Raw genomic sequence first — 19489 nt, forward strand, 5'->3', positions numbered from 1 at the left:
TTGGCTCCTCGAATCTCAGGCCTTTTCGATGCCTGATCTCACCCTAGCACCTATGCGCGATCCGCCTAGACCACCCTACGCTCCAGCCGCATAAACGCCCTCGCCACGCTCCGGGTAGCTCTCGTAGACGTGTTCGAACACGGCCGAGCACTTCTGCTGGTAGAGCTCCGGCGTGTAGGCACGCGGAAGGCCGGCATCGAGGGCGTCCTCGATCGCCAGACGAAGCGTCGAGCGCGCTGCTGCCTTCTTGCGCCAGTTCAAGACCAACAGGCCCTTGACCCGTTCCAGCAGCTCGCGCGCCACTTTCTTCACTTCCGCTCGTTCCTCGCCGGACAACTCTGGCGCCGGGCGAGTCAGGATGTCGAAGATGACGAGATCTTCCTCCGACACGTTTTCACGCACATGCCTGGTCTGTTCGACATCGAGGCTCCGCGTGAACCGGAGCAGCTCCTCGAACAACGCGTCGATGTTGCGGCTTCCCGCGTTGTAGCTCTCGATCAACTCCGCGAACTTCTCCGCGAAGTCGGTCCTCGTGCGATTCAGCCGGATCAGCTTCTCCAGCTGTGCCTGGATCGCCGCCTTCAGCACCTCGAGGTCCGTGTTGGGGTGCTTCGACTTCTTGAACCGCTCGGCCAGTGCCTCGAAGTTGATCTTCGAGAGGTCGATGGCTGGCGGGCCGGCGTCCCGGATCGTTGTGCCGACGATCGACTCGTCGAGCAGCGACGCGATCGCGCCCATCACGCCTGAGATGTCGGCGGGATCGGGATTGAGTTTGGCGCGGATCGCTTGCGCGATCGCCGCGAGACCCGAGACGCGCACCGCGAACTCGAGGACCGCGGGATCGGGCTTCACCGCGCCGTAGAGCGTCCCGACGTAGCGCTCGTGCCCAAGGAAGTCGCGCCGCACGGGATCGGGCGATACCAGCGCGTTCACCGCGTCGTCCACCCTCTGAAGCCGCTCCAGGCTCCCGACCGGCCTGGATTCGATCTCGGCAAGATGCACGCCGTGCCCCGAACAGAATGCCGTGGCGTTCTCGATGGCGGTCCGCAGTTCCGCCACGAGCTGCTGCTTGTCGCGCACGGGGCGCTCGCCGCCCGTGCCCGTGCCGTAGATCGCCAGCGCCTTCTCCAGCGACGCGAACACGTTCGCGTAGTCGACGATGATGCCGCTGTGCTTGCCCGGGAACACTCTGTTCGCCCGGGCGATGGTCTGCATGAGCGTGTGGTTCCGCATGGGCTTGTCCAGGTACACCGTCGAGCAGCTCGGCGCGTCGAAGCCAGTGAGCCACATCGCGCACACGAACACGATCCGGAGCGGGTCGTCCGTGTCCTTGAACTTCTCGTCCAGCCCGGGCTGCGACTCGTTCATTCGCCGGCGATGCGGTTCGATGTCCAGCCCAAGCGCCTTCATCTGGGCGATCTCGTTCTGCCCGGGGGACACCACGAGCGCCATGTCCGTCGTGGCCAGCACGTCCTGCCGCGCAACCAGTGCCGCTCGTTGGCCATCGTTCAGGTCATAGCGAGCCAGCTCTCGCCTGACGCGCTCGGCTTCCGCATCCCAGTGCTTGCGCACCTTGTCGTGCATGCGGAGAGCCGTGGCCTTGTCGATCGAGACGACCATGGCCTTGCCCACGAATCCCCGGCCGAGGAAGTGCCGGACGATGTCGCGCGCCACGGTCTCCAGCCGGTCGTCGCGCGTGAGCAGGTGGTATTGCCGGCCCAGCTCGCGTTCGAGCTTGTCCTCCTGCTCGGGGTCGAGTGACGCATCCTCAATCAGAGCGTAGAGGTCGTCGTTAATCGCTGGGTTCACCAGCTCCAGCTCAGGCGTGCGATTCTCGTAGAAGAGTGGCACGGTGGCGCCGTCCTCAACGGACTGCTGGAAGTCGTAGATCGACACGTAGTCGCCGAATACGCCCTTGGTGCGCTCCTCGCCTGCGATCAGAGGTGTACCGGTGAACGCGAGGAACGTCGCCTTGGGCAGCGCGGCGCGCATGTTGACCGCCAGCGTGTCGTACTGGCTGCGGTGGGCTTCGTCGGTCAGCACGATGACGTCCGCGCGGTCGGTCAGCACCTCGGGCGACTGGAACTTGTGGATCAGCGTGAAGACATAGCGGTGGTTGCCGCGCAGGAGCCCGCGCAGTTCCTCGCCGCTCTGGGCATGGCATTCCTTGCTCTCGGCCTCGGACACCGCGCCCACGGCCTTGAACGTCTTGGCGATCTGGTCATCGAGATCGACTCGATCCGTGACCACCACAAACGTCCAGTTGCCTGTGATTCGGCGTAGCACCTTCTGCGCGAAGAAGACCATCGCGAAGCTCTTGCCGCTGCCCTGCGTCTGCCAGAAGACGCCTCCTCGGCCATGGCCGAGCTTTCGGGCTTCCAACATCGCGGCGATGGCGTTGTTGACGCCCAGGAACTGGTGGTTCTGGCCGACTACCTTGACCAACCCCGCCTTATGCTCGGAGAAGAGCGTGAAGTTCTCGACCAGGTCCAGCAGCCGCGTGCGGTCGCAGGTGCCGCGAAGCATTGTCTCGAGCGAGACCCGGCGAGGCTCGTCCTCACGCTCGGCCCGCTTCCACTCGAAGAAACGGCCCCAGTCGGTGGTGAGAGACCCTACGCGGCTGTCGGTGCCGTTGCTGGCAATGAGCAGCGCGTTGAACCAGAAGAGCTGGGGAATCTCCTGCTTGTAATGCGTCAAGTTCTCGTCGAAGGCCGCTCGCGCTGGCACGCCGGGCTTCTTGAGTTCCACCACAACCCAGGGCAGGCCATTGACGAAGCCGACGAGATCCGGCCGGCAGGTGTAGAGGTTGCCGACCACGCTCAACTGGCTCACGAGCAGGAAGTCGTTCTGCTCCGGATGCTCCCACTCCACGATGCGCACGCGCTCGGGCTTTTGCCCGCCGTGTTCCGGGTCGGGCACCGATACCGGCAGGCCGTCCTTGAGCCACCGGTAGAGCTCCCGGTTGGCCGCTTCCAGGCTCATCGCCGAGCGGTCACGCGTCAGCTCATCGACGGCGGTGTTGATGGCCTCCGGGGGCAGGGCGGGATTGAAGCGCACCAGCACGGCGCGCAGACGTCCCGTGAGCACGACCTCGCCCTTGGTCTCGCGGTCGAGCGTTCCGCCCGCCCCAAGGATCTCTTCCATCGCCGACACCGTCCGCCAGCCAAGTTCGGCGAAGAGCCCGATGGCGGGCTGCTCAACGAGCTGGTCTTCGGTGTAGGCGTGAGGGGTCATCGCTCAGGCGGCGTCGAGTTTGATGTGGCCGGACAGCAGGCGCGGGAGAAGCAGGTCGCGCGTGCGGCGGAGGACTTGTACTTGCTGGACAAGCGCCTGCTGCTGCTCAATCAGCCCGGTCATCGTCGACGAAAACTCCTCCGCAACTTCACCACAGGCCACGACCACCTGGTACTTCTCCAACACCCCCCAGTTTGCGCGCGGCATCTTCGCGCCGTTGGCGGTTGCGCTGGCCTCAGCAACAAACTCGTCGCTGGAGACACAGGCTGCGACGACTGCGTAGTGCTCTGGCTGGCGCGCACGAATGACGATCGTGTCAGCCGAACATAGGCCATCGAACGGCGCAACGCTGACCTTGTGGAAGTAGGGCCGGATCTTCCCGAAGAGCACTTCCCCCTTCTTGAACTCCAGTTTGTTCGAGCCGAGCTCAGCAGTCATCTCCCATGCATCCAGAGCCAGCGAGCGACGCGGGATGTGCTCGAGGCCGACGTACGGCCGCGGAAGTTCAAGCGGACCCTTCGGCACGTTGCGACGTACGTCCTCCGCAATCTCACCGAGCGTTCTCACGCCCCAACCTTTCGGGATCTCACCAAGGGGCGAAGGGACTCGGGGGTGGTTCTCGTGGCCGGGGAAGCGAAAGTAGACAAACCACTCGCGGTAGATCCGGCGCGCCATCTCTTCCAGGATCTCGATCCGACGCTGGTTGTTCTCGATCAGCTCGTCGTAGGCCGAAAGGGTGTCCGCGATCCGTCGCTGGAGCCGCGGTGGCGGCATCTCCAGCTCAAGGTCCTTCTGCGCCGTTATTCCGATGTAGGGCCGAGTTGATTGGGCCGAGTACGACTCGAGCTGGTGCCGGAAGAACGGCGACTGGAACGCATACTTGAGGTACGTGTTGAGCAGCGCCGCTGGGTTGGTGCGGTAGTAGGTAACCTGCGGCGTGAGCATCACGTAGTCCTGAACTTCCGGCACCATGGCGACCAGCCCGACGGTGCCTTTGTGCGTGAGCAGTACGTCACCAGCTCGAGCGAAGCCGATTCGCAGCTTGTCACCGAGAGCCTTGGGGATCTTTCGCGCACCCGCAATGTCGACGCGTCCACCGTGGAAGTCACGGGCCATCAGGAAGGGTATGCCGTCCAGGACATAGTCCGCCTCGGTCGGGTGCTTCTCGCCATGATTGCCATCCTGAATCTCGAGAATGGCCCCATCGGCGATCAGATCTCTGATCCTGCGACGGTGAATCACCGCCCCTCCAGGACTTCGGCGACATTCCGCGCAATCCTCGCCTCGAGCTCCCGCGCCTGCGCGTTCAGCGCCTCGAGCTCCTCGTTCAGCACTTCGAGCTGCGCCTTGAAGTCTTCGTCGCTCACGTCTTCGCCTGGCGCGACACCCACGTAACGGCCAGGGTTGAGCGACCAGCCCTGCGCTTCAATCTGCTTCAGCGTCGCGGCGCGGCATAGGCCGGGGACGTCACCGTACTTCGGCTTCTTGCCGAACACCTCCTTGAGCTTCGCCTCGACCTCATCGCCACCGTAGGTGAAGTCCGGGGCTTCGCCGCGGTAGAGACGCACGAGATTGGCGAGGAACCCAATCTGGCCAGACGTCCAGTCGCGGTGCGCGCGGTCCACTTGCCGGTAAATATGGCGCGCGTCAATGAAGAGCACCGTGTCCGCCCGGGGCGCTTTCGCTTTGCCCTTGTCGAGGAACCACAGCGTGCAGGGCAGCGTCACCGTGTAGAACATGTTGGGGCCGACGGCGACCATCACGTCCACGGCCCTCGCTTCGACGAGCAGCTGGCGGATGTCCTGCTCGGATGACCGGGCGTCTGACGCCGAGTTGGCCATGACGAAGCCGGCGCGGCCCTTGGCGTTCAACGCGGAATGGAAGAGCTGGATCCAGAGGTAGTTCGCGTTGTCGGGCTTCGGCACGCCGTATGCGAAGCGGCGACCGGGGCCGACCATGTCCTTGAGCCGCTCCTTGTCCACCGCGTTCACGTTGAACGGCGGGTTGGCGAGCACGAAGTCGAACTTGCCCGTGGCCTTGTGCGGGTCGTCGTAGTAGCTGTTGACGTTGCCGCCGTGGCGTATGTCGCCCTCCAGACCATGAACCGCGAGGTTCATGCGACAGAGACGCCCGGTCTCGTCCGTCTTCTCGACACCGCAGATCGCGAGCTCGGCAGCTGGGTTCTTCTGGTGCTCGGCGACGAAACGGGCCGATTGCACGAACATGCCACCGGAACCGCACGCGGGGTCGAGGATGCGACCGTGGAAGGGCTCGATGATCTCGGCGAGCAGCCTGACGATGCTGGCCGGCGTGTAGAACTCGCCGCCCTTCTGCCCTTCTGTGCGGGCGAACTCACCGAGAAAGTACTCGTAGATGCGCCCGAAGGCGTCGAAGTCGATCGTCGCCGGAATCTCGGAGACCTTCTTGAGCAGGTCTTTGAGCAGCGCGCTGGTGAACAGGTTGTAGGTCTTCGGAAGCACGCCGGCGAGCTGTGGATTGTGCTTCTCCACGTCCCGCATGGCCGCGTTGACCTTGGCGCCGACATCGGCGCGCTCGGGCAGGGTTAGCAGGTACTCGAACCGAGCCTCAGACCCCAGGAAGAGTACGCCGTCGGCATGATAGGCAGCCGGATCCTCGACACGACTGCCGCGGCGCGACGAGGCGCCACTCTTCGCCAGTTTCGCGTACTGGGCTGTGAAGCGTACCTCGGCGAATCGCAGGAAGATCAGACCGAGAATCGGCCCCGAATACTCCTGAGCCTTGAGTCCTGAGTTCGCGCGGAACTGGTCCGCAGCGTCCCAGAGGCGCTTCTCGAGCGTGGCGCTCGCATCTTCCTTTGCTGCGGGACCGACCCAGTGCATCTGTGGCGACCTCACCGCGGCGTCGCAGGTCTAGCGCGCCGCTATCACTCGAATGGATTGCGTCGATGGCGGCCTGCGGCCAGCAGCATCCTCGGCTTCAGAGACTATGCTGCTTGGGAATCTTGCGACGACCTAGCCACGAGCGCGTAGGTCTTCGATCTTGACTCGCGTCACTCGCGCGAGAATGGACTGTGGATCACACCCACTCTGCTTCAGCCGTTCAGCCGCGTCAGCCTGCCAAGCGAGGTCCAAGCGCCCGGGGTAACTGCTCCGCAGCCCACGAATGCACTCCAGCCCTCTCTGCGCCCACGCTCTGAAATCGGCCAGAGCCCAAAGCCCTACTTCTCGACCCAAGGGCTGGGCCTCCCGATCAACCTCGCAGCAGGGCGAAATCATCACAACAACGACCTTCGCCGAGTCCGGAAGCCCTCGCCTGGTTCTGAGCCACGCTTCGTGCGATGCCGCTTGGCGAACCTTCTTGACTGAGATCGAGGATGTTTGGAGTGCGTCAGCATGGTCCTCGAACACAATGTACTCATTCGCGCTAACGCGCCACCAAGCGTCAGGCTCTGCTGGCCCCGACTCGCAGCCTGACTCGAATCCGAGGTTCTTGCCCAGAAGAGCGTGGGCCCTTTCGAAGGCAGGAGTTGCGCCGCCGCCCAGTCCAATGGTGACGCCGAGGAGCTCCGCCTCGAATCCTCGGTTGTTTACGATCCCCAAGCGCTCAAGTTGTGCCTCGACACATGCCACTTGCTCCATCAAGGCCTGCTGAGTCGTATCCGTCTCCAGCACTTCCACGGCCGTCATGCGCGCTACCTCGTGCAGCCACCGCACACCAGTTGCGGCCGCGGCGGCGCGCCGGAACCACTCCCTCGCGCGACCGCGGAACCCATCCGAATCGTTTGAGCCAAGCCGCCACGCGCAACATCCCGCAAGATAGTTCCAAAGTGCGCGGTACCCCCGAAGCGGATCGGCGTTGAGGAATCCCAGCACGGACTCTGCTGACGCCAAGGCTCCCTGATGATCTCCATTCCAGAGCTTCTCTGAATACTCGACTTCGTGCCCCACGGCCGTAGCGAGATCCGTCTCACCTGCCCGGGGCTCCCTCGTGCGCGCATCCCGAATGCCCAGAAGCTGGTATTCCGCTGACCGCCACTCCTCACCTTGCGCGAGGAAGGTCTTGGTGTTTGCGAGCATTTCGGACCCGGCCACGTCCTTCGACTGCTCCAAACCGAACTCTATCTCAGCTTGAAGTTCAGGATGGAAGTGCGCCCTTCTTTCAGCCTTCAGTAGGTGCTTCGAGATGCTCTCTCCAACCACGACCACAACCGCGTAGTCAGTGTCCGAGCGGGTGCAACGCCCAAACCCTTGTGCGAGCCTTGTCCCGACTCGCTCATCCAAGATCACGCCCGCCGCCATCCGAGTAACGAGAAACTTTTCCTGCAGGTTTGTCGTTCCGGGAAAGCCATCGAAGATCAACAGCCGACATTCGTCACCGTTGAGGTCGATGCCGTCGTAACGGTTCGCGACCAGTGCAATCGCGCGGTTCGCGGAGACGAAGCTCGCTTTGGAGTTCTCAAGCCCACGGCCGTCAAAGAAGTGCAGGTCTGCTAGCGTGGCCAGCGAGTCACGGACTTCTGCCGCGCGCGCATCAGATGGGACGAGGTACAAGGTCCGTGGCGCCTCATCGATCAGTTCGCGAACCATCGCGTTGGCCGCATCGGGTTCAAGGGATCGACCCGGGAAGAGAAAGAACCGTCGTCCCACTCCTTGCCGCTCGAATCCGGCAGGAGGGTTGATCCGTTGGATCGCCCTTCTGCCCATGATCCTCTCAAGATCGCCACCCGCGCCGAGCGTGGCAGACATGTAGACCCTCTGTGCTGCGCCGGCGAACGGGGAGTGCTGAAACGTCGGCGGCACGAGCGGGCGGATCAGGAGCTCACGCGGCGTGACAAATAGGTTGCACGCTGCTAGGTGCCCCTTCAGTTCACTCCAGGCGTAGCGGTGAACGTCATCGGTACAGTGCGCGTCGAGCAATCCTTCAAGTGTGGGCACTACGGCGTCGAGCTTGGGCCCAGGAATCAGTTCAATCCACTGCTCGTCCCAATGGGTTGGGTCCTCTGACCGTAAACGTTGGTAGTCAGTCGTCTCGAGAGTGTCCTTGAGCGCCGACAAGACGTTGACGTACAACGTCTCGTGCGTTCGACGGAGGATTTGGAGCGACCACATCGACGCGATGTAGCTCTCCGCCGCGTGTGCGTCATCGCAAACGAGGACCTGTGGATCTTCGAAGAACGGGTTGCTGTTGAAGATCGCACTGTAGGTCGCCACGCCAACGGCTTCTGCCGAGACGTACTCGGAGGATCTAGCTGGATCGAAGTCGCGCCTGGAGCCCGTGAATCCATTGAGCTTCAGCCCGTACTTCGCAGTGGCGTTGGCCACAACTTGATTCACCAGCTGACGAGTCGGGCAAAGATACAGGACCCGCTCACCGAACTTGCGCCTCCGCCACTCCGCAATCAGAAGGCCGACAAGTGTCTTGCCGCTCCCGGTCGGAAGCTGGATGGCCACGTCGTCGAGTCCTACGCCGACCCTTGCGTACTCTCGAAGCACGTCGGCTTGTTGCGAAAGAAGCCCTTGGATCTTCCGCCCGCGGAGGTCGCGAAACAGCACCTCAGGATCATCTGGTGCCCTAAGCTCCCCGCTGATCTTCTTGAAGGCCATCGAAGTCTCCCGGGACTCGTCCAGGATTCGGCTGGACAACTGAGATCTCTGCCTGATTGCCGCGGTACGGTATCATAGCGCCATGGCCAAGCGCGTTCGAGCCGAGTCCCGCGAGGGCATGCGCGTCACGACCGTGGCGCTCGAAGAGAGGATGCACCGTCGCCTCGCGATCGCCGCGATCGAGGAGAGCACGGTCATGACCGAGCTCGTGCGACGGGCGCTTGGTGAATGGCTGGAGCGCCGCGGTCGCAAGCGCAAGGAGCCCAAGCGATCATGAAGGCGTACGGTCTCGGCACCCTCTATCGCCGCGGCCAGGTCTGGTGGATCCAGTACTCGGCGCGCGGAAAGCTGTACCGGGAGTCCTCGCACTCCCAGGTGCGCGCAGATGCGGCACGGCTCCTCCGCAAGCGTGTGGCCGAGATGGGCCGTGGCGGAAAGGTCGGCCGTGACGCCGAGAAGGTCACGTTCGATGACCTCGTCACGCTCATCCAGGCCGACTACCGGCAGAAGCAGAACCGCACGTGGGACCGCGTCGAGCACGCGATCAAGCACCTTCGGCCCACCTTCGAGCGCCTGCCCGCCGTCGACATCAACTACGACTCGGTATCCCGCTACGTCTCGAAGCGCCTTGAAGCCGGCGCTGCACCGGGCACGGTGCACCACGAGGTTGCCGCGCTCGGGCGCATGCTCAAGCTCGGCACGATGGCGGGCATCCTGCCGCTGCGACCGCCGCTCCCGGTGATCAAGCTGGACAACGTCCGCAAGGGTTTTTTCACGGACGAACAGGTGAATCGAGTCCTGCAGCGCCTCCCGGACTGGTACGCACCCGCGATCGAGTTCGCGTGGCGTACCGGCTGGCGAATCGGCGAGGTGAAGTCGCTGACGTGGGCGCAAGTCGACTTCCGCGCCGGCATCGTGCGCCTGGAGCCTGGCACGACGAAGAACCGCGAGGGCCGCAGCTTCCCGTTTGCGGCATTCCCGGCACTGGCGAAGCTGCTGAAGATCCAGCGTAAGCGGACGGACGCATGGCAGAAGGCGCACGATCGAATCGTGCCTTGGGTCTTCTGGCGGGACGGCAAGCCGCTGGGTGACCACCGAGACGTCTGGATGCGGTGTTGTCGAGAAGCAGGGCAACCGGGCAAGCTGGTTCACGACCTGCGGCGCAGCGCCGTTCGTAACCTCGAGCGCGCAGGCGTCCCGCGCTCCGTGGCCATGAAGCTCACTGGCCACATGACGGAGTCGGTCTACCGCCGCTACGCGATCGTCTCGGAGACGGACCTCGCGGACGCAGTGCGCAAGCTGGCGGCGTTCCAGGGCGCATCCGAGAAGGCCTGACACGGCCTTTCCGCCACGACTGACACAAAAGTGACACAGTTTGGCGTCTTTGCCCGTCTACCCAACCGACGTGCGCTCGCTGACCCCGCGCAGTACATCTCATGAACTCACTACACGCCAACATTTTACGACGCACTACTTCTTGGCGGCAGCTCGCCCCGCGACGGTCCCGGATGACCAACTCCACTGGAAGTTGAACCCTCCCAGCCGTCCCTCCACGTCCAGCACCTCACCGCAAAGGAACAATCCGGGCGCGACGCGGGATTCCAGGGTGGACGCGTCCACCTCCGCCAGCGGCACGCCGCCGGCTGTGACTTCGGCCTTTTCGTAGCCCAGCGTGCCGGTCACTTCCAACTCGCGCTCCACCACCAGGCGCAGCATCTGCGCACGGCGCGCTTTCGGGGTCTGGGACATGGCGACGCCGCCCAGGCCGGATTCGGCGGTCAGCATGTCGGCGATCCGCTCGGGCAGCCGCGCACCGAGGAACGAGCGCGAGCCCCGTCCGCTTCGGCGCTCGCCGGCGGCGATCCATTCGTCGGCCAGCGCTTCGGGACTGAAGCCGGGCAGGAAGTTGATGGTCACGCGCCGCGCGTGGCCTTCGGCGCGGTGCCAGTGGCGCGACAGATCGAGCGCGACGGGGCCGCTCACGCCGAAGTGCGTGAAGAGCAGCGAGCCTTCGCAGGTCTGCTGCTTCCTCCCGTCCACCCACAGCGTGAGCGCGGCGTGCACGGTCACGCCGCGCGCGCCCATGCAGAACGGGTCGGGCGAGGCGAGCGGCGTGAGCGCGGGCACGGGCGGCACGAGCGTGTGGCCGAGCGACGTCAGCAAGGCGTAGCCGGTGCCGTCGCTGCCGGTGCGCGGAAACGAAAGGCCGCCGGTCGCGACGATGACGGCGTCGGCGTCGAGCCATTCGTCGGGGGCGATCTCGGGCAGCGGCCATGCGAGCTGGCCGGAGGGCGCGACGGCGCTGCCGAGCGCGGCGCTGTCGGCGATTCGCTGGACGCCGACGCGAAACCGCGTTCGAGCCGCTCCTGGCGCGGCCGAAACGGGCCGCTGTTGCGCGGTGGAACGGTCGGCGCCTACATCTAGATAGCGGTCCGCGTTTCCGCCAGCGTCGCCTCCGGCTTCACCGCCCGCATCGCCCTCCACCTGCTCCAGCCGCACGGCCCGCGCGCCGCCGCGCACTTCGGCGCCGGCGCGCGCGCATGCCGCGAGCAGCGCGTCAAGCACGGTCTGGGCGTCGTCGCTCACGGGGAAGTACTTGCCGGTCTCCTCGAGCTTGAGCGGCACGCCGAGATCGTCGCGGAACCATTCGAGCGTCCGCCCGGGCGGAAAGGCGCGCAGGATGCGCGCGATCACGTGGCGCGAGCCGCCGAAGTAGTCCTGCTCGCCGACGCGCGCGTGCGTCACGTTGCAGCGGGTGCCGCCGCTCATGAGGATCTTGAGGCCGACCCTGGGGTGCGCATTGAGCAGCGTGACGCGCGCGCCGGCTTCGCCGGCGCGAATGGCGGCGGTCAGCCCGGCGGCGCCGGCGCCGATCACGACGACGTGGCGTTGGCTCATGCGCGACAGCGTAGCCCGGCTGGAAAGGTCGTGGCGAATGCGCCAGCCTGAGGTAGCTTCAGACGCTCAGGAGGATGCGCATGAACGACGCGGTTCCCGGCGCTCCCGAGATCTCGGCGGCCGAGTTGCACGCGGCGCTCGAAGCGGGCGGCGGCATGCAGGTGGTGGACGTGCGCGGCCCCGAGCGCGTCGCGTCGGGGCACATCGAGATGGCGACGGGCGGGGACTTTCACAACCTGCCGGCTTCGGCGCTCAATGCGAGCATGAGCCTTGGGGGCTTCGGGCTCGCCGCCGACCGGCCGGTGGCGGTGGTCTGCGGCCACGGCAACCAGAGCCGCGCGTCGGCGGCGCACCTGCGCGCGCTGGGGCTTCAGGCTTTCTCGCTGCGCGGCGGCATGGCGGCGTGGATGAACCTGCTGGTCGCGCGGCCGATCGAGCCGCCGCCGGCGCTCGACCGGCTCGTGCAGTTCGACCGCGTGGGCAAGGGCGCGCTCTGCTACCTGCTGGTCAGCGACGGCGAGGCGCTGGTGATCGATCCGCCGCGCGATTTTTCCGCCGTGCTCGCGGCGGCGCACGAATCGCAGGCACGCGTCACGGCGGTCGTGGACACGCACGTTCACGCGGACTACATCAGCGGCGCGCCGGCGCTCGCGCGCGAAAGCGGCGCTCCCTACCGCCTGCACCCGGCGGATTCCGCCTACGCCTACGACGGCACGCCCGGCCGGCTGCGCTTCGAGGCGCTGTCGGACCGCGACGAGCTTCGCGTCGGACGCGCCACGCTGACGGTTCATCACACGCCGGGCCACACCGAGGGCAGCGTCAGTCTGTTGCTCGGCGACTCGCACGCGTTCACGGGCGACTTCGTGTTCGTCGAGTCGCTGGGCCGCCCGGACCTGGCCGGGCGCGCGGCCGAGTGGGCGCCGGTGCTGTGGAGCAGCGTCGGGCGCGCGCGGCGCGAATGGCCGGCGGGCGCGCTCGTGCTGCCCGCGCACTACTCCTCCGAGCGCGAGCGGCGCGCCGATCGCGCGATCGCGGCGCCCTTCGGCGAGCTGCTGCGCTCGAACGAGGCGCTGGCGATGGCGGAGCGCGACGCGTTCATCGCCTGGGCCGGCCAGCCGTCGGCGTTTCCCGAGGGCTACCGCACGATCAAGGCGGTCAACGTCGGCCTGCGCGAGCTGACCGGGCGCGAAGCCGACGAGCTGGAGCTGGGCCGCAACGAGTGCGCGGTGGTGAGCCGCCCGGCGGGCGGCGCGAAGAGCTGAAGGCCGCGTCCGCGGCGCCCCGCGCGGCCTTCAGCCCGCGGGCCCCGGCGCCTCGCGTAACTCGCGCACCGACACGGCGCGCAGGCCCATGCGCGCGGCGGCGTCGAGGATCAGGTCCACGGCCTCGAGGGTCGGCGAACGCGAGGCGTCGCCGAAGACGCTCGCGTCGTGCAGGATCACGATCGAGCCGGCGCGCAACCGCCGCAGCGTCTCGCCGGCGATCCGCGCGGCGTCGTTGACGTGCGGATCCTCCGGATAGACGTCGCCCAGCACCGGAAAGTAGCCGAGCGACCGGACCCAGCGCGCCTGCGAGCGGCGCAGCATGCCGAAGGGCGCCCGGTAGCTGACCGCTCGTTCGCCGCAGGCGTCCTCGATCGCCCCGGCGGTCTCCTCGATCTGGCGCCGCAGCAGCGCGCGCGGCATGAGCGCGGGCGGCAGGTGGTCGCGGGCGTGCACGCCCAGCTCGTGACCGGCCTCGTGCGCGCGCCGCACGATTGCCGCGTGGCGTCTCGCGTGCGGCTCGAGCACGAAGAACGTGGCGCTCGCGCCGTGCCGCGCGAGCACGTCGAGCAGCCGGGGCGTCGCCGTGGGGCTCGGCCCGTCGTCGAAGGTGAGCGCGAAACGCCCCTCGACGTGCTCGAAGCGGCACCGGACGTCGGAGCCGAACCAGCGCGCGAGCCATGGCGAGTGGACGAGGTTCATTTCCCGGTGCTCCCTTCGCCCGCCACCGCGAGGCCGGCCTGGTAGTCCTTGCGGGCGGCATCGAGCATCCGCACGATCCGGCGCCGCTCGAGGCGCAGCCGCGCGACCAGCGGGCGGTTCGACGAGAGCAGGAACGTCAGGCGCAGGCGGTGCCGCTCGCGCCGCAGCCACCCGAACCAGCCGAGGGAGGCGAGTCCGAGCGGAATGGATGCGGCGAGAAGGGCGGCGATGGGCACGAGCCCCCAGTGCGCGCCGTGCCGCAGCGCCAGCGCGACGCCGGCGTAGGCGAGCGGAAACAGCACCACGCCGCAGACGATGCGGGCGAAAGCGACGCGCGTCGGGTCGGGCGCGAAGAGCTGCCCGATCGGCCCGCACAGCCGGTACGGCAGCCAGTTGAGCAGCGCGCCGGCGAGCGCGAAGGGCGCACCCACGAGGAACGTCGCCACCAGCCGCGGCGCGGTCGCGCGCGAGCCGCCCAGTTCGCGCACGGCCTGGTCGCGCAGGTCGAGCGCGGCGAGCTTTCGCCGGTAGGCGGTCACCTCCACCCAGATGCGGTGGAGCCGGACGGGGTCGTTGCGCCGGAAGAACTCGATGGCGTCGGCGATGCCCCGCGCGAGCGTCAGCTCCGCCGCGCCGGGAGTGGCCTCGCGCAGGTCGTCGAGGTAGAGCCGCTCGATGTCGCGCACGAGCTGCGCGAGCTCGGCCGACGGCACGTTGAGGATGAGCTTCTCGAGCGATCCCTGGATGCGGTCCGTCAGCTCGCGGACGGCGGCCGCCGGATCCCGCGCGTTCGGCTCCCGCAGGTCCGCCAGCGGGATCGGCACGCCGGCCGTCACCAGCACGTCGCTGCGGAACGCTGTGCGCTCCTCGAAATGCAGGCCGATGGGCAGCAGCACGAGGTCGCCGGCGCCCTCCGGCGCGAACTCGTAGGCGAGAGCCATGCGGGCGGCGCCGGTCTTGAGGCGCTCGACCTTGCGATCGCTGCGGCTCGTGCCCTCGGGAAAGATCAGCACCGCTCCCCCTTCGCGCAGCAGGCGGTTGCACTCCGCGAACATCTCGACGTTGCGGTGCATCTGTTCGGCCGCGTCCTCGTGACGGTAAACGGGCACCGTGCCGGCGAGGCGCAGGGCGAAACCGAGCAGCGGGTGCGCGAACAGTCCGCTGTAGGCGACGAAGTGCAGCCGCCGCGGCACCGCGGCGCCGAGCACGAGCACGTCGGTGAGCGACGCGGGATGGTTCGCGACCACCAGCAGCGGCCCGCGGGGCGGCAGGAGTTCGGCGTGCCGGAACTCGATGCGGCGGTAGTAGAGCCGCACCGCGCTTCCCAGCACTAGCCGCAGCAGCGCGTAGAAGACGCCGCCCACCGCCCGGATCGCGCGCTCCATGCCGGGGACGTTAGCGCGGACCGTTCGGACACCGCCAGCCGGGCGCACGTGCGGGGCGGCCGCCCGCCCGCGCCTGGCGCGCGCCTACGGCATCCCCTGCGCGAGCAGCGCGATCGCGACGAGCGCGAGCGCCACGCCGGCCTGCTGGAGCTTCGCGAGGCGCTCGTGCATCACGAGCCGGGCGAGCACCACGGTGCTGGCGGGCGCGAGCGAGACGAGCGTGGCCATGAGGCTCCGGGGCCCGTGCCGGGCGGCGAGCCAGTAGAGCAGGTTCGCCGTCACGTCGAACGCGCCGCAGCCGGCGATGGCCGGCCACAGCCCGCGCGGCACCCGCGCTTCGCCGCGGCGCGCGAGCAGCGCGAGCGAGAGCGCGACGGTGCCCACCGCGCGGGCGAGCGCGAGCGGCCACAGGCCGCTGCCCGCGGGGATGCGACCGATGCAGACGAGAAAGCCGCCGACGAACAGGCCGCTCGCGACCGCGGTGGCGAGCGCCGCGGGCGTCGGGAACGCGCGCGTCCCGCCGCCGCGCTCGCCAGCGCCGATCAGCGCGACCGCGAGCACGCCGAGCGCGATGCCGGTGAGCGCGGCGGGCCCGGGACGCTCGCCCGCGAGCAGCCCGAAGGCGACGGGCAGGAAGATGGCGATCATCGAGATGACGGGCGCGACGGTGCTGACCGTGCCGACCGCGAGCGCGCGGTAGAGCAGCAGCACGCCGACGCTTCCCGAAACCCCGGCCGCGACGGCCCAGCCGCCCGCCTCGGGCCGCAGCGCGCCGCCGGCGGCGAGGGCGGCGGCGAGCAGCGCGAGCAGCCCGATCGCCTGCGAGGCCGCGGTCACCGCCAGCACCGGGCCGCGGCGCGAAGCCCAGCCGCCGAGAAAATCGGCCGAGCCGTAGAGCAGCGACGAGGCGAACGCGAGCAGGAACGGCATGGCTACGCTTCGCCCGCGCCCCGCCAGAGGTCGCCCTCGCGCGCGGCGCGGCCCTCGCGCTCGAGCAGTTGCAGGTGCGCGAGCAGCGAGCGCTCGGCGAGCGGCCACAGATCGGGCGGCGTGTCGGCGTAGGCCTCGGGCAGCAGCTCGGCGATCGCACGCGGCGCCGGGCGCAGCGCGGCGCGCACTTTCGCCTCGCGGCCGCGCCGGTGCTCGATGAGCTGACGAATGCGGCGCACGGCCGCGCCCTGCGGCGAGCCGTGCGCCGGGAACAGCGTTCCGGGGTTCAGCGCCGCGAGGCGTTCGAGCGAGGCGAGGTACTGCCCCATGTCGCCGTCGGGCGGATCGATGATCACGCTGCCGGGCCCGCCCGGCACGAGGTCGCCGCAGAAGAGCGCCCGGCTCGCGGGCCGCCACAGGCTGAGCGAGTCGCGCGTGTGCCCGGGCGTCGCGAGCACGTGCAGGTCCCACGCGGGATCGCCGGGCGAGAGCCGCACGAGATCGCCGTCGGCGAGCACGGTGTCGAGCTTCACGTGCGGCGCGAGCGCGGCGTGGCCGGCGACGCGCGCGCCGAAGCGTTCGCGGCACGCCTCGACGCCGCCGGTGTGGTCGGGGTGATGGTGCGTGACAATGACGGTCGTCACGCGGCGGCCTTCGCGCTCGAGCATGCCGGCGAGGGCGAACAGCGCCTCCAGCTCGGCCGGCTCGCCGGCGCCGGGGTCCACGAGCGTCAGGTCGCGAACGCCGATCAGGTAGGCGTTCGTGTGCCGGGCGGGCGGCAGGGGTCGGGTGCGCATCGGGTGCATCACGACGCCATGCTGCATCTCGATGCGCCGCACGGGCCGGCCGGTCACCTCGGGCCCTTCGGCGAGCCGGGCGGCGAGGCCGTCCTCCCCCGCGGCGATGGCGCGCAGCGACCACAGGATGGGCGCGACGAACGTGACCTCGCCGCGCTCCCAGCGCGCGAGCGCGTCGGCGGGCCTCACCCACTCCCCTTGCGCGAGCTCGCCGGGAAGGATCTCCGGCTCCTGGCCCTCGGGCACGCGCGCCAGGTAGTAAAGGGTGTCGAAGCGCACCGGCGCGAACACCGGCGTCCGCCAGCGGCCCGCGAACTCGAGCTCGGCGGGATCGAAGCTCCAGCCGTGCTCGCGCGCGATCGCCGCGAGCGACACGCCGCCGGCCAGCAGCCGCGCGCGCGCCGCGGCCCGCGCGCCGGCGTCGGCGGCGCCGTGCACGCCGACCAGCACGCCGGTCTCCTCGAGCGTCTCGCGGATGGCGCAGGCGCGCGCGGCGCGCTCGGCCTCGTCGGCGACGCCGGGCAGCGGCAGCTCGGCGTCGGCCCCGTCCACCTTGCCGCCGATGAACGCCTGAAAGCCCGGCTGAACGGGGACGGCATCGCCGCGCCGCACCCAGAAGACCTCGAGCCCGGAGCCGCGGCCGCGCACCAGCACGATCACGGCGGCGTCGCGAAACATCGGCCTGGGTGCGGAACTCGCGGGCATGACCGCGCACCTTGGAGCGCGCGCGCGCGGCGCGCAAGTGCCGGCGGCCCGGACGCGGCCGCGAACGCGAAGGCCGCCGCGTGCGCCGCGGCGGCCCTGCGTGTTTCCCGGGGCGGCGCTCCGGCGCCGGGCGAACCGGCCCTACTTCGCGGCGCTGGTCGCCAGCACCGCGTCGGTGGCCTTCTCGACGATGCCGAGCGCTTCGTCCACCTCGGCGGCGGTGATGTCGAGCGGCGGACGGAAGCGCAGCGAGCGGTGTCCGCACGGCAGGATGATCATGCCCAGCTCGTAGGCCTTCTTCGCGACGGCGTCGCGCGTCGCGCCGTCGGGGAAGTCCACGGCGCACATCAGGCCGCGGCCGCGCGCGTTGGACAGCACGTCGGCCCTGCGCGACTGCATCGCCTCGAGGCCGGCGAGCAGGTGCGCGCCGACGGTGGCGGCGTTCCGGACCAGCTTCTCCTCCTCGATGATCTCCAGGTAGCGCTGGCAGCGCACCATGTCCACCAGGTTGCCGCCCCAGGTCGAGTTGATGCGGCTCTTGACGCGGAAGACGTTCTGCGGCTCCTCGTCCACGCGCCCGCCCCCGAGGCAGCCGCAGACCTGCATCTTCTTGCCGAACGCGAGCAGGTCCGGCTGCACGCCGAGCTGCGGGTAGGCCCAGAAGGTCCCGGTCAGGCCGACGCCGGTCTGCACCTCGTCCACGATGAACAGCGCGTCGTTCTCGTGCGCGAGCGCGACCAGGGCCTTGAGGAACTCGGGACGGAAGTGGTTGTCGCCGCCCTCGGCCTGGATGGGCTCGAGGATCACCGCGGCGATGCCGTGCGGGTCGGCGTGGAACGCGGCCTTCACCTCGTCCAGCGAGGCGCGCTCGGCCTGCGCGACGCGGGCCAGCTCGGCGGCGTCCACGGGGAAGCGCAGCGCCGGATTGCTCACGCGCGGCCAGTCGAACTTCGCGAAGTACTGGTACTTCCGCGGGTCGGCGGTGTTGGTCATCGAGACCGTGTAGCCGCTGCGGCCGTGGAAGGCGTCGCGGAAGTGCAGGATCCGGTGCCCTTCCTCGCGCTCGATGCCCTTCGCGAAGTTGCGCCGCACCTTCCAGTCCATGGCCGCCTTGAGCGCGTTCTCGACGCCCAGCGCCCCGCCGGCGACGAAGAAGGCGTGCTTCCAGTCAGGGCCCATGGCGACGCGCCCGAAGGTGTCCACGAACTCGGCCATCTCGGTCGTGTAGATGTCCGAGTTGGTCGGGTTGACGAGCGCCGCGCGCGTCAGGCGGGCCAGGAACTCGCCGTCCTTGAGCTTCGGGTGGTTGAAGCCGATCGGAAAGGTCGCGAAGAACGAGAACAGGTCGAGGAACGAGCGGTTGCCGCGCGAATCCCAAATCCGGCGGCCCTGGCTCTTCTCGAGATCGAGCACGATGTCGTAGCCGTCCGCCAGCATGTGGCGGTGCAGCGTGTCGTGCACCTGGTTCGGGGCGATGTGCTTGCTCATGACTCGGCTCCTCGGGCGACGGGCTCGACGTAGGTTTCTTCCTTGGTGGTGGACAGCACCATCACCGTGCGGGTCTGCCGCACGCCGTCGTGGGCGGCGAGCTGCTCGAGCAGCAGGCGCTGCAGCGACTCCATGTCGCGCACCCGCACCTTGAGCAGCAGCGAGAACTCGCCGGTGACGTGATGGCATTCCTGGACTTCGTTCAAGCGGGTCACGCGCTCGAGAAACGCGGACTCGAAGCGCGGGTTCTCGATGAACACCTCCACGAACGCCGTGATCGAGGCGCCGACGGCCTCCGGCCGCACGAGCGCGGTCCAGCGGCGGATGACGCCCGAGGCCTCGAGCTTGCGGAGCCGCTCGTTCACGGCGGCGGTCGAGAGTCCGACCTTCTTCGCGATCTCGGCCTGGGCGCTGGCTCCGTCGCGCTGCACGAGCTGCAGGATGCGGCGGTCCTTGGCGTCTAGCTTCAAGTGTTCGTACGGTCGCGTGACCATGTGACCATT

Annotated in this window: 14 protein-coding genes; 3 read left to right on the plus strand and 11 right to left on the minus strand. The window is 68.3% G+C overall.

Annotated features, from left to right (window positions below; all coding sequences use genetic code 11):
- Window positions 1-75: 75 nt before the first annotated feature.
- From IT347_04265 to IT347_04280, 4 genes are all read right to left on the minus strand, one after another.
- Complete coding sequence (locus tag IT347_04265) at window positions 76-3234, minus strand: type I restriction endonuclease subunit R (GenBank protein MCC6348792.1); 3159 nt, start codon at window positions 3232-3234, stop codon at window positions 76-78.
- Window positions 3235-3237: 3 nt separating this feature from the next.
- Entirely contained in the window at window positions 3238-4350 is a 1113-nt protein-coding gene (locus IT347_04270; GenBank protein ID MCC6348793.1) for a restriction endonuclease subunit S, read from the minus strand.
- Window positions 4351-4472: 122 nt separating this feature from the next.
- On the minus strand, window positions 4473-6095 hold the full coding sequence (locus IT347_04275; protein ID MCC6348794.1) for an SAM-dependent DNA methyltransferase: 1623 nt from the start codon (window positions 6093-6095) through the stop codon (window positions 4473-4475).
- A gap of 132 nt (window positions 6096-6227) precedes the next feature.
- Entirely contained in the window at window positions 6228-8819 is a 2592-nt protein-coding gene (locus IT347_04280) for a DEAD/DEAH box helicase (protein ID MCC6348795.1), read from the minus strand.
- 82 nt (window positions 8820-8901) lie between these two features.
- Between IT347_04280 and IT347_04285 the strand changes: the two genes are divergently transcribed.
- Both IT347_04285 and IT347_04290 read left to right on the plus strand, forming a co-directional pair.
- A complete protein-coding gene (locus tag IT347_04285; GenBank protein MCC6348796.1) occupies window positions 8902-9096 on the plus strand; it encodes a hypothetical protein in 195 nt (64 codons plus the stop codon).
- Complete coding sequence (locus tag IT347_04290; protein ID MCC6348797.1) at window positions 9093-10154, plus strand: tyrosine-type recombinase/integrase; 1062 nt, start codon at window positions 9093-9095, stop codon at window positions 10152-10154. The genes IT347_04285 and IT347_04290 overlap by 4 nt, the downstream gene beginning before the upstream one ends.
- Window positions 10155-10289: 135 nt before the next feature.
- Here IT347_04290 and IT347_04295 read toward each other — a convergent pair whose 3' ends face one another.
- Window positions 10290-11717 carry an aminoacetone oxidase family FAD-binding enzyme gene (locus tag IT347_04295; protein MCC6348798.1) on the minus strand — a complete coding sequence of 476 codons (1428 nt, stop codon included), beginning with the start codon at window positions 11715-11717 and terminating at the stop codon, window positions 10290-10292.
- Window positions 11718-11797: 80 nt separating this feature from the next.
- Between IT347_04295 and IT347_04300 the strand changes: the two genes are divergently transcribed.
- Complete coding sequence (locus tag IT347_04300; protein ID MCC6348799.1) at window positions 11798-12979, plus strand: MBL fold metallo-hydrolase; 1182 nt, start codon at window positions 11798-11800, stop codon at window positions 12977-12979.
- Between the two features lie 30 nt (window positions 12980-13009).
- On the opposite strand, the gene IT347_04305 is transcribed toward IT347_04300, so the two are convergent.
- From IT347_04305 to IT347_04330, 6 genes are all read right to left on the minus strand, one after another.
- Window positions 13010-13681 (minus strand): polysaccharide deacetylase family protein, encoded by a 672-nt coding sequence (locus tag IT347_04305; GenBank protein ID MCC6348800.1) that lies wholly within the window; start codon window positions 13679-13681, stop codon window positions 13010-13012.
- Window positions 13678-15066 carry a 1-acyl-sn-glycerol-3-phosphate acyltransferase gene (locus IT347_04310; GenBank protein ID MCC6348801.1) on the minus strand — a complete coding sequence of 463 codons (1389 nt, stop codon included), beginning with the start codon at window positions 15064-15066 and terminating at the stop codon, window positions 13678-13680. Before IT347_04310 ends, IT347_04305 begins: the two co-directional genes overlap by 4 nt.
- 84 nt (window positions 15067-15150) lie before the next feature.
- Window positions 15151-15996 carry a DMT family transporter gene (locus IT347_04315; protein MCC6348802.1) on the minus strand — a complete coding sequence of 282 codons (846 nt, stop codon included), beginning with the start codon at window positions 15994-15996 and terminating at the stop codon, window positions 15151-15153.
- 2 nt (window positions 15997-15998) lie between these two features.
- On the minus strand, window positions 15999-17498 hold the full coding sequence (locus tag IT347_04320; protein ID MCC6348803.1) for an MBL fold metallo-hydrolase: 1500 nt from the start codon (window positions 17496-17498) through the stop codon (window positions 15999-16001).
- A gap of 141 nt (window positions 17499-17639) precedes the next feature.
- The gene (locus IT347_04325) at window positions 17640-18986 is read right to left on the minus strand and encodes an L-lysine 6-transaminase (GenBank protein ID MCC6348804.1); all 1347 of its coding nucleotides are present in this window, start codon (window positions 18984-18986) and stop codon (window positions 17640-17642) included.
- On the minus strand, window positions 18983-19456 hold the full coding sequence (locus IT347_04330) for an Lrp/AsnC family transcriptional regulator (GenBank protein ID MCC6348805.1): 474 nt from the start codon (window positions 19454-19456) through the stop codon (window positions 18983-18985). The genes IT347_04325 and IT347_04330 overlap by 4 nt, the downstream gene beginning before the upstream one ends.
- Window positions 19457-19489 lie beyond the last annotated feature (33 nt).

Source organism: Candidatus Eisenbacteria bacterium (assembly GCA_020847735.1).
Classification (GTDB): domain Bacteria; phylum Eisenbacteria; class RBG-16-71-46; order RBG-16-71-46; family RBG-16-71-46; genus CAIXRL01.

What these genes read in the sequence shown, in the direction of transcription:
- IT347_04265 (MCC6348792.1), bottom strand. Translation starts at nt 3,234, where the DNA reads ATGACCCCTCACGCCTACACCGAAGACCAGCTCGTTGAGCAGCCCGCC.
- IT347_04275 (MCC6348794.1), bottom strand. Translation starts at nt 6,095, where the DNA reads ATGCACTGGGTCGGTCCCGCAGCAAAGGAAGATGCGAGCGCCACGCTC.
- IT347_04270 (MCC6348793.1), bottom strand. Translation starts at nt 4,350, where the DNA reads ATGGCCCGTGACTTCCACGGTGGACGCGTCGACATTGCGGGTGCGCGA.
- IT347_04305 (MCC6348800.1), bottom strand. Translation starts at nt 13,681, where the DNA reads ATGAACCTCGTCCACTCGCCATGGCTCGCGCGCTGGTTCGGCTCCGAC.
- IT347_04325 (MCC6348804.1), bottom strand. Translation starts at nt 18,986, where the DNA reads ATGAGCAAGCACATCGCCCCGAACCAGGTGCACGACACGCTGCACCGC.
- IT347_04310 (MCC6348801.1), bottom strand. Translation starts at nt 15,066, where the DNA reads ATGGAGCGCGCGATCCGGGCGGTGGGCGGCGTCTTCTACGCGCTGCTG.
- IT347_04300 (MCC6348799.1), top strand. Translation starts at nt 11,798, where the DNA reads ATGAACGACGCGGTTCCCGGCGCTCCCGAGATCTCGGCGGCCGAGTTG.
- IT347_04290 (MCC6348797.1), top strand. Translation starts at nt 9,093, where the DNA reads ATGAAGGCGTACGGTCTCGGCACCCTCTATCGCCGCGGCCAGGTCTGG.
- IT347_04315 (MCC6348802.1), bottom strand. Translation starts at nt 15,996, where the DNA reads ATGCCGTTCCTGCTCGCGTTCGCCTCGTCGCTGCTCTACGGCTCGGCC.
- IT347_04295 (MCC6348798.1), bottom strand. Translation starts at nt 11,717, where the DNA reads ATGAGCCAACGCCACGTCGTCGTGATCGGCGCCGGCGCCGCCGGGCTG.
- IT347_04285 (MCC6348796.1), top strand. Translation starts at nt 8,902, where the DNA reads ATGGCCAAGCGCGTTCGAGCCGAGTCCCGCGAGGGCATGCGCGTCACG.
- IT347_04320 (MCC6348803.1), bottom strand. Translation starts at nt 17,498, where the DNA reads ATGCCCGCGAGTTCCGCACCCAGGCCGATGTTTCGCGACGCCGCCGTG.
- IT347_04280 (MCC6348795.1), bottom strand. Translation starts at nt 8,819, where the DNA reads ATGGCCTTCAAGAAGATCAGCGGGGAGCTTAGGGCACCAGATGATCCT.